This window comes from Desulfomicrobium macestii (genome assembly GCF_014873765.1).
GTDB lineage: Bacteria > Desulfobacterota > Desulfovibrionia > Desulfovibrionales > Desulfomicrobiaceae > Desulfomicrobium > Desulfomicrobium macestii.
Window position 1 is genome coordinate 1 of sequence record NZ_JADBGG010000061.1, and the last position, 10,156, is coordinate 10,156.

The window sequence follows — 10,156 nt, forward strand, 5'->3', positions numbered from 1 at the left end:
CCAGAGAAGGCCCTCGATTGTTCAGAAGTATTTCCACGGACAACATGTTCGATACGCAGCCTAAAATGTTAACTGTTTAGGGCTCGGAGTAATATAACCACATGACAACCGATAAATGCAATGAATTATCACTGGATGAACGTAAAAATCAATATGATGAACGCACTCTGTGACAAATAGAGAACGCGAAGTTTTGGAGCGACTTCTCAATCTCGTGCTTCGTGGCACCACTCTTGTCAGTAAATTCGCCCTCCTCTTTGTTTTGGCCAAATTTCTCGAGCCTCTGGAGGTAGGGCTTTACGGACTTTTCAGTGCAACCATTTTTTACTGCCTGATGGCTTTAGGGTTCGACTTTTATACATACTCTACTCGGGAACTTATTGTTACAGATAAAAAAAAATGGGCGGCAATGCTCCGTGACCAAGGTATTTTCTATACAATCACATACACAATATTGATCCCAGCGAGTTTTTTGGTTTTTCCCTTTGTTGGCGCTGGAGCATCTCGCCCAGGAACTTAACAGACTACTTGTAGCAATCTCAGAACCTCTCTGGGCCAGCGTTATCCTGTTTATACGGCAGGGATGCTGGGCAATCATGACGGCAGTCATATTATGGATTATTCCAGAGCAGAGGCATCTCTCGTTTGTCCTCGCTGCATGGACACTAGGCGTATCCGGCGCATGCTTCCTGGGCTTTATCCGATTACGCAACGTGGACTTGAGTTCCCTACAGCTGCCTATCGATTGGAAGTGGATCAAAAAAGGGATCAAAGTGGCTTTCCCCTTTTTACTGGCTACACTTTCACTACGAGCTCTTTACACTTTTGATCGATATTGGGTCGAGGCTATAAGCGGTCTTGAAGTTCTTGCAGCGTATGTTTTTTTTGCCGGAATCGCCAACGCCATCATGAGTTTTCTTGATGCGGCGGTTTTTTCGTTCACCTATCCAGAATTGATAGCTGCTGTCGGAAGAAAGGATGCAAAAAGATTCAAAGATCAATTGCGACGCATGGGCATTCAGACCATTTTATTGACATTAACACTTTCTGCATCAGCTATAATATTAACAGGTCCAATTATACATTGGATCAAGAGAGATGTGTACTCTCAACACTTATCACTACTTTTTTGGACAATTTTCGCCACAGCGATATCAGCTGTCAGCATGATTCCGCACTACGGTCTTTATGCATTACGTGAAGATACAAGCATTATAGTAGGACATATTTTTTCACTACCAATTTTTTTTATTGTAACAGTTGCATTATCAAAATTTTACGACACGACATCAATTCCAATGTCACTTACTTTCACATTTTTATCCCTCCTTATATTTAAATACATCATGCTAAAACGAAACAGTACATTCGCAGCATGACAACGGGATCAATTCACTAAGAACAAGGTTAAAACATGCTCAAAGAATCAACTATTCTGGTGACTGGCGGAACTGGATCTTTTGGAAATGCCTTTGTGCCCATGACATTAAGCAAATTTAATCCTAAAAAAATCATAATATTGTCTCGCGATGAAATGAAACAGTGGGACATGGCAAAAAAATTCCAGGATGATTCACGAGTTCGATTTTTCATAGGCGACGTCAGGGATCGAGAACGTCTGTACCGGGCGCTTGATGGCGTTGACTACGTGGTCCACGCTGCCGCCACTAAGATAGTACCAACGGCCGAATACAACCCCTTCGAATGCGTTAAAACGAACATCAACGGCGCCACGAACCTCATAGATGCCTGCATCGACAAAGGAGTCAAACGGGTAGTCGCCCTTTCGACGGACAAGGCCAGCAGCCCTGTGAACCTTTACGGCGCCACCAAACTAGCTTCGGACAAGCTCTTTGTAGCCGGGAACTCCTATTCCGGAAGCAAAACGACGAGATTCGCCGTGGTCCGCTATGGCAATGTCATGGGCTCAAGAGGTTCGGTCATTCCTTTCTTCCTTTCCATCAAGAACAAGGGCGTGCTGCCTATTACCGACGAGCGCATGACACGGTTCATGATTTCTCTTGAGCAGGGCGTCGAGCTCGTCTGGCATGCTTTCGAAGACATGCAGGGCGGAGAAATCTATGTCAAAAAAATCCCTTCCATGAAGGTCACAGATCTCGCCTTGACCATCGCTCCCAACGCCAAACTCGAATTCATCGGCATCCGCCCCGGAGAAAAGCTGCACGAACAGATGATCGGGGAAGATGACTCCTACTACACTTACGAATATCCAGAGCATTACAAAATCCTTCCCGCCATCAACGGCTGGGCGAGCTGCAGCAAGCGGATCAAGGACGGAAAGAAAGTTCCTGAAGGCTTCAGCTACACCAGCAACAACAATGCGGAGTGGATGGCCCCGGGTGAACTGGAGGCATGGATAGATAGCAACAGTGACAAGATAGGAAACATCTGATCATGATCCCATACGGTCGCCAGGAAATAACCCAGGCGGATATTGACGCGGTCGTTGATGTCCTGCGTTCGGATTTTCTTACGCAGGGCCCGATGGTTCCACGTTTCGAGCAGACTGTTGCCAACCATGTGGGGGCCGAGCACGCGGTTGCGGTCAACAGCGCCACATCGGCTCTGCACACAGCCTGCCTGGCGCTTGGACTTGGACCCGGTGACTGGCTTTGGACAAGCCCGATAACGTTCGTTGCTTCGGCGAATTGCGGCCCGTACTGCGGCGCCAAGGTAGACTTCGTCGACATCGATCCGCGCACGTACAACCTCTGCCCCAATGCCCTGGCGAGAAAGCTCGAACAGGCCGAACGCGAAGGCCGCCTGCCCAAAATCGTGATCCCTGTTCATCTCTGCGGACAGCCTTGCAACATGACCGCCATCCATGCCTTAGGCGAACGCTACGGATTCAAGATCATTGAAGACGCGTCCCATGCGATCGGCGGAAAATTTCGAGGCGAATTCATCGGCAATTGTCGCTACAGCGACATAACTATTTTCAGCTTCCACCCCGTCAAGATCATCACCACCGCAGAAGGCGGCATGGCGACGACGAACGACGCCCGCCTGGCGGAACGGATGTCCCTGTTGCGTAGTCACGGCATCACCCGCGATTCGGGCCTGATGACGCACGAACCTGACGGCCCCTGGTACTACCAGCAGATTGATCTTGGCTTCAATTACCGCATGACCGAACTGCAGGCGGCCCTCGGCGTCAGCCAGATGAAAAGACTGGATGAATTCGTGGCGCGTCGCCATGCCCTGGCCCGCCGTTATGATGAAATGCTTGCAGAGCTTCCCGTGGTCACGCCCTGGCAGCACCCGGACTCGTATTCAGGTCTCCATCTGTATGTGATTCGCCTGGACCCAGCCCAGACAGGAAGGCGCCAACTCCACGTCTTCGAGAGTCTGCGCGACCAGGGCATCGGCGTGAATGTGCATTACATTCCTGTTCATACCCAGCCCTTCTACCGTAACTTGGGTTTTGAGCCCGGAGATTTCCCCCAGGCCGAGCGCTATTATGCCGAAGCCATCAGCCTTCCCATGTTCCACGGCATGACCGAAGCCCAGCAGGACGCCGTCGTGGAAGCGCTTCGCAAGGCGGTGCAACAATGAAGCTGGCGGTGATTCCTGCACGGGGAGGCAGCAAGCGCATTCCCCGAAAGAACATCAGGGAATTCTGTGGCAGGCCCATGATTGCCTGGGCCATCGAAGCGGCACGGGAGAGCGGATGTTTCGACCGGATCATCGTTTCAACTGACGATGCCGAGATAGCCGAAATTTCCTTGCAATGGGGGGCCAAAGCGCCCTTCGTCCGTCCGAAAGCGCTGTCTGATGACCACACGGGAACAATTCCTGTCATTGCGCACGCGATAGACTGGCATCTGAAGCATACGACTGAGAAACCGGAAGAAGTCTGCTGTGTATATGCAACCGCCCCCTTCGTTCGCCCGGCGGACCTGCACCAGGGCCTTGAAGCCCTGCTTCACCAGGGGTGCGACTACGTATTTTCCGTAACCAGCTTCCCCTTCCCGATCCAACGCGCTGTCCGCATCAAAAAAAACGGAAGGGTCGAAATGTTTCATTCCGAGCACTTCAACACTCGCTCTCAAGACCTGGAAGAAAGCTACCACGATGCCGGCCAGTTTTATTGGGGCCGGGCGGAAGCCTGGCTCGAAGGACGGCCGATATTCAATTCCAACGCCATCCCTGTCATCCTGCCACGCCATCGGGTTCAGGACATTGACACCGTCGAGGATTGGCGGCGGGCGGAATTGATGTTCACGACACTGCGCCAGCGTGAGGAATCGTGATGAATCCGAGAAAAATCGCCTTTCGCGTCGATGCATCGCTGAAAATCGGGACAGGGCATGTCATGCGCTGTCTGACGCTCGCGGAGGCCCTGCGTGATCGCGGATGCGAAAGTACGTTCATCTGCCGCGAACACCCTGGAAACTTGATTGATTTGATCTCCGAACGTGGCTTTACCGCCCTCGGTCTTCCTGCGGTGGATGTAGCGCAGGACTTGGGGCTTGAGCTTAATTTGCCGCCCCATGCGGCATGGCTTGGCGCGGATTGGCGCACAGACGCTACGCAGACTCGCAAGGCTATAGGAGATGTAACCGCCGATTGGCTTGTGATCGACCACTATGCGATCGATGAAAGATGGGAGCGGAAGTTACGGCCGGCCTGCCGCAGGCTGATGGTCATAGACGACCTGGCCGATCGTAACCATGATTGCGACCTGCTGCTGGATCAAAATCTGGTCGAAGGCTGGCAGGACCGCTATCGCGGCAACGTTCCCGAAAATTGCGCATTGCTGCTCGGCCCTGAATATGCCTTGCTGCAACCCCTGTACTCCGAACTGCATGACCGGGTTCCTCCCCGGGAAGGCCCGATCCACCGCATCCTTGTCTATTTCGGGGGTGCCGATACCGACAATCTGACGGGAATGGTCATTTCCGCTTTTGGGACGCTCAAAACCGAAGACGTTTCCATGGACGTGGTAATCAATTCCGCAAGCCCCCACGCCGAATCACTGTGGAAATTGGCGACCAGAGATGGTCGAATCCGCCTGCATGAACGCCTTCCAAGCCTCGAGCACCTGATGGCCAAGGCCGATTTCGCTGTCGGTGCAGGCGGGGCTACATCATGGGAAAGATGCAGCCTAGGGTTGCCAAGCATAGTCATCACTCTTGCCGAAAACCAGAGGCCTATTGCGGCCGAACTGCATAAGCAAAGATTTATCCAGTGGCTTGGCCACAAGAATGAAGTCGATGAGCACGGCATGGCCGAAGCTCTTAAAAGTCTCATGAAAAATGGATTGGAGAGCGGCTGGTCCGAGCGATGCGGCCATGCCGTTGACGGCAAAGGAACGTCAAGGGTCGGCAGTCTTCTCGTTGTAGGCGATAAAAATTCTTTACGCGCACGTCCTGCAACAATGGATGACGAAATCAATGTGCTTCGCTGGTCCAATTTTTTGTCAACATGCTCACATACCTCAATACAAAATATTCATCATTCAATAGAGATTACAAATAATTTCCGAAAACATTTGCGAGACATCGATACGTATCATGTTTTCATCGTCGAAACTTCAAGCAAAATTCCCGTATCCCTGATTTATTTTTCACGCCAGGAGACGTCATGGTCCATCAGGATATTGCATGCGCCTCACCTTGGAAGCTTCATAAGAGATGAGATGATCCTGGAAGAAGCACTGCGTGTATTGAGAGAGAATGCGACAGGAGTCTTGATTTTTTCAGACACGCAGAATTCCAGCATGTCTCCAGTGAGTGTTGCGAATAGGCAGGGCCAATACACGAACGCTGCGAAGCAAAAACGATTGGAAATTGCCGTATGCACGGATCGAGGCAGTTGGATCAACGCCTCTGTCCCTACGCTGATCGTGGGTTGGCTGGCCGAAGGGCATTCCGTCAGTTGGTCGCATGACGCATCTACTCTGCCCGGCGGCGATCTGTGTTTCTATCTGAGCTACGGCCGGATCGTCGACGCCAAGACTCGCTCGCGTTACAGCAACAATATCGTTGTACATGCCAGCGACCTCCCTAAAGGACGCGGCTGGTCTCCGGCAAGCTGGCTTATCATGGAAGGCGCAGAGCGCATCCCGGTCACCCTGCTTGAGGCGGTTGACGCCGTCGATGCCGGTCCAATCTATCTTCAGAAATGGATTCCCCTCCATGGCACGGAACTCATCGACGACTGGAGAGAGTTGATCGCCGATGCGACGATCGAACTTGCCCGGTCATTCGTCTCCAGGCATCCTGAAATTCTCCATGAGGCAAGGGAGCAGACCGGCAAAAGCAGCTCATACCCCCGCCGCCGGGCCACAGACAGCGAATTGGATCCCGCCAAGACTCTTGCTGAACAATTCAATCACCTGCGCATCGTCGACAACGAGGACTATCCCGCGTTCTTCAGACACAAGGGCCAGGAATTTATCCTGAAAATATGCAGACGACCATCCAGCAGAGGAAAGGATTCATGACAGTCATGATCAACGGCCGTGCCATCGGCCCCGGCCATGAGCCCTATATCATCGCCGAACTGTCAGCCAACCACAACGGTTCGCTGGAGCGGGCGCTTCAAACCATCGAAGCCGCACATCGGTGCGGTGCTGACGCCATCAAGCTCCAGACGTACACTGCGGACACCCTGACCATCGACTGCGACGCTCCGGATTTCCTCATCAAGGGAGGACTCTGGGACGGTTTCAAGCTGTACGATCTCTATAAATGGGCCGAAACCCCGTATGAATGGCACCAGGAGATATTCAATCATGCCAGGAAGCTCGGCATAACCATTTTTTCCACTCCTTTTGACGAAACAGCCGTGGATCTTCTGGAAGACCTCGGCACCCCTGCGTACAAAATCGCGTCCTTCGAAATCGTAGATCTTCCGCTTATCAGCTATGCCGCCAGCACTGGTAAGCCCATGATCATTTCGACCGGCATGGCCAGCGAAGAAGAAATTGAGGAGGCGATCACTACTGCACACGAAGCCGGATGCAAGGATGTGATCCTGCTCCACTGCATCAGCAGCTACCCGGCTCCGATCGAGCAGGCGAACCTGCGCCAGATCCCTGAACTTACGCGAAGATTTGGCGTAATAAGTGGACTATCCGACCATACGATGGGAACAACTGCCGCGGTAACGGCCGTAGCTCTGGGAGCATGCGTGATTGAAAAGCATTTTACCCTGAACAGGCAGGACAAAGGGCCTGACAGCGAGTTCTCACTCGAACCACATGAGATGGAACGGCTTTGCGTTGATGCCAAAGACGCTTGGAGCGCTTTGGGCGAGGTGGGATACAAGCGGAAGGAAGCTGAAGAAGAATCGATGATATTTCGACGCTCTGTTTACTTTGTAAACGATCTCCCTGCGGGCGCAGTGATCTCGCGGGACGATATCCGACGAATTCGGCCGGGGATGGGGCTGGCCCCTAAATTTTTTGATCACCTTATAGGGCGAAAAACAAATACTCAGATCCAAAAAGGAACTGCAACATCATGGGATTTGATTAGTCAGCCCCAAAAATAACAACATGTCGAAATTAATCGAAAGATACTCGAAAATACTGTATTTCAGGTTTCAAGTCGAAATCATTGTGGAGCGAAGGCCGAACATGGCGATTTGCCACCTTGGTTACCGTGGGAAGCGCAAGATTGGCGTAACCAGTATCGAAATCCCCGATCCAAGCAGGCAAACAAAAACAGCTTCTAGCAAACGGCACGCTAGAGCGATTCCGAAGCCACGCAACCATCGAGCCGATTATCGGCCATCTCAAGAACGAGAACAGGATGCAGCGCAATTACCTCAAAAGCCAATTCAGTGCCTACATGAACCTGCACATGGCTTATACTGCGATCAATTTGCGGAAGTTCATCCGAACTATGCGCTTTTTGTGCATCAAACTCCTTGGGCACATACTTCGACTCAATGTTCAGCCTGCACAGACCAGTACCTAGCGTGACATTTGAACAGTGTTTCGGGACCAACAAATTACTAAAGCCGCTTTGTTCAGATTATGAGGGGGGGGGGGATCTTGGATAAAGGTGGTCAATCCATTGAAAAATTCGTGGCGTGCGATCTTATTTCTCCATTTCACATTATTGCTGCGTTGTCTGCTGCCAGCGCTCTTTGCAAATCAAGCGCATCAGTGCAGTTACACATGTTGCCAAATTTGAATAAAAAATATGCAATAGGAAAAGGAACCTTTAAATACAGAGACTTATCTATATCAATTACCCTCTCAAAGATAAAAAAATTTAATTTTAAATCATTTATTGAATCATTAATTAAATTTATATTTTTATTAATTGCTAAATTACTATTCCGAAAAAATAAATACTGCGTAGCTCATCATACCTATTTTAATTTTTTCACACTCAATAATTTAACATTTCGAGAAATAATACAATGCAAAACCATTACTATTGAAGAAGGTATTGGAACATATGGCGGATTATTTCATCATTTGCGAGCTGGACGACGGGAGAAAAAGCATTATCCAGTGCTAAAATATCTTGGAAGGTGTTTTTTTTCGCTACCCTTATTTGTGTCTATGAATTGGAAAATCCTTACTGGAGAAAATCAAGAACACGTTGATGCGGTTGTCATTTTTCTCGCTGAAAAATTCTACCACAAAGAAATAATAAAACTACGCACATGGATTACAAAACAGCAATTTCAAAAAGTCTTCATACTAATAGGATCACCATTAGTAGAACTTTATGGCGTATCGTCTAGCGAATTGCTCCAATTGCTACACATAATTTTAAAAGAAGTTAATTCGCGAGGCGGCACGCTAATCTTAAAACGTCACCCCCTTGAAAGAAATGACAAGCTCTATCGAAAAGTTGGAATTCACGTAATTGGAGATGAAATTCCTGGAGAAATTCTTATTCGAGCCATAGAGCCTGATGCTATTATAGGATATAATTCCGGACTATTGATTATTGGAAATGCGGTGTTTGGAATTACTTCATACACGATTCACAAAATATTACCTAAGCAAATACAGGAAAAAATATTTCCCGAAGCATGGCTGCGACGGTTTATTGAACGACACACAACGCCACTTTCGGAAAGGTGACTGGCGTGAAAAAATTTAGTCTAGAGCGAACATTTGTTATCTTATTGGGATCTTATATTGGACTATCTGGATACACTTACACAAGCCTTAATTATTACCATCTAGAACAAAATGATAGTACAAGAAGTCTAATTACAATTTCATTAATATGCATAGTTTTATGTCGCCTTATATTTTTACGCTCAATTATAATCCCAAAAAAAACTTTAATAATTGCAACACCATTCATTTACATGGGCATTGTTGGAATAATGCTGTCTGACGGGCTGGAGTTCGCTGGAGCCATTAGCAGATGGCTATTCTACCTTCTGGCGATGAGTTACTTTGCTCAACCCGTTGCTCGGCAGCATTTTCCCACGCTAGTTGTCACACTTTCTTTTTTCTTTATAGTTGCAGGATTTGGCGATCTCATCTTGGAACGCTCCCTACACATCAATCAGGCAGCACGAATTGGTGGCTCAGTAGGAAGCCCCATCGGTTTTGCTAGCGCAGTCTATTGCTGCTCTATAAGCTTAGCGTGGATTTGGATAGCAAAGAGGCAAAAGTTATTTATGATTGCTGCTTTAACTCTCTGTGCATTGAATTTTGCTACCGGAACGAGATCAGTTGCAGCAGGAAATTTGTTCGCACTTTTCGCCATGTGGTGGATGTCAACTCGCGACATTGGGTGGAAAATTGTTGTTTGCATAGTCATTTGCGTAGCGACTGCCATTTTTTTTGACATCTTTCTTGGCAGCACAGATGTTGGTCGGCGTATACAATTACTGCTTGACTATGGTAGTGACTCATCTTTTCTCAATCGAGATTTCATTTTAAATATAGTAGGTGATCGATTGACGGCAACTGATCTTATTCTTGGAGTTGGAGGAGGGAGATTCCCTGTTTGGTTTTATGATAATACCGGCATACTCAACATGGCTCCACACTTTGAAATCATCTGGTTGCTGGTGGAAGGGGGAATTATTGGATCTTTTTTGTATATTATCCTGAATCCGTGAATAAGTGTTGCCAACGTTGTTGGCTCGAAATCTCAACCATATTTTTCGAAAATCCAGGCGACTTTCGACCTGAAAATTTTCA

Annotated in this window: 9 protein-coding genes and 1 pseudogene; all 10 read left to right on the forward strand. The window is 48.7% G+C overall.

Annotated features, from left to right (window positions below):
• Window positions 1-169: 169 nt before the first annotated feature.
• The 10 genes and pseudogenes from H4684_RS19850 (at window position 170) to H4684_RS19890 (ending at window position 10,074) form a co-directional block, all read left to right on the forward strand.
• Window positions 170-520, forward strand: coding sequence for a hypothetical protein (locus H4684_RS19850; RefSeq protein WP_192625085.1), 351 nt, complete (start codon window positions 170-172; stop codon window positions 518-520).
• A gap of 76 nt (window positions 521-596) precedes the next feature.
• A complete protein-coding gene (locus H4684_RS19855; protein WP_192625086.1) occupies window positions 597-1,379 on the forward strand; it encodes a lipopolysaccharide biosynthesis protein in 783 nt (260 codons plus the stop codon).
• A 35-nt stretch (window positions 1,380-1,414) separates the two neighbouring features.
• Window positions 1,415-2,413: a UDP-N-acetylglucosamine 4,6-dehydratase (inverting) gene (pseB, locus tag H4684_RS19860; RefSeq protein WP_192625087.1), complete on the forward strand. Its 999-nt coding sequence runs from the start codon at window positions 1,415-1,417 to the stop codon at window positions 2,411-2,413.
• A 2-nt stretch (window positions 2,414-2,415) separates the two neighbouring features.
• Window positions 2,416-3,576: a UDP-4-amino-4,6-dideoxy-N-acetyl-beta-L-altrosamine transaminase gene (pseC, locus tag H4684_RS19865; protein WP_192625088.1), complete on the forward strand. Its 1,161-nt coding sequence runs from the start codon at window positions 2,416-2,418 to the stop codon at window positions 3,574-3,576.
• Complete coding sequence (gene pseF, locus H4684_RS19870) at window positions 3,573-4,274, forward strand: pseudaminic acid cytidylyltransferase (protein WP_192625089.1); 702 nt, start codon at window positions 3,573-3,575, stop codon at window positions 4,272-4,274. Before pseC ends, pseF begins: the two co-directional genes overlap by 4 nt.
• Complete coding sequence (gene pseG, locus H4684_RS19875) at window positions 4,274-6,469, forward strand: UDP-2,4-diacetamido-2,4,6-trideoxy-beta-L-altropyranose hydrolase (protein ID WP_192625090.1); 2,196 nt, start codon at window positions 4,274-4,276, stop codon at window positions 6,467-6,469. The genes pseF and pseG overlap by 1 nt, the downstream gene beginning before the upstream one ends.
• A complete protein-coding gene (gene pseI, locus H4684_RS19880; protein ID WP_092192413.1) occupies window positions 6,466-7,521 on the forward strand; it encodes a pseudaminic acid synthase in 1,056 nt (351 codons plus the stop codon). The genes pseG and pseI overlap by 4 nt, the downstream gene beginning before the upstream one ends.
• A 52-nt stretch (window positions 7,522-7,573) precedes the next feature.
• Window positions 7,574-7,949 (forward strand): annotated as a pseudogene (locus tag H4684_RS20875) (IS5/IS1182 family transposase); the annotation flags it as partial.
• Between the two features lie 77 nt (window positions 7,950-8,026).
• Complete coding sequence (locus H4684_RS19885; protein ID WP_192625091.1) at window positions 8,027-9,076, forward strand: polysialyltransferase family glycosyltransferase; 1,050 nt, start codon at window positions 8,027-8,029, stop codon at window positions 9,074-9,076.
• A gap of 5 nt (window positions 9,077-9,081) precedes the next feature.
• The gene (locus tag H4684_RS19890; RefSeq protein ID WP_192625092.1) at window positions 9,082-10,074 is read left to right on the forward strand and encodes an O-antigen ligase family protein; all 993 of its coding nucleotides are present in this window, start codon (window positions 9,082-9,084) and stop codon (window positions 10,072-10,074) included.
• The last annotated feature ends 82 nt before the right edge of the window (window positions 10,075-10,156 follow it).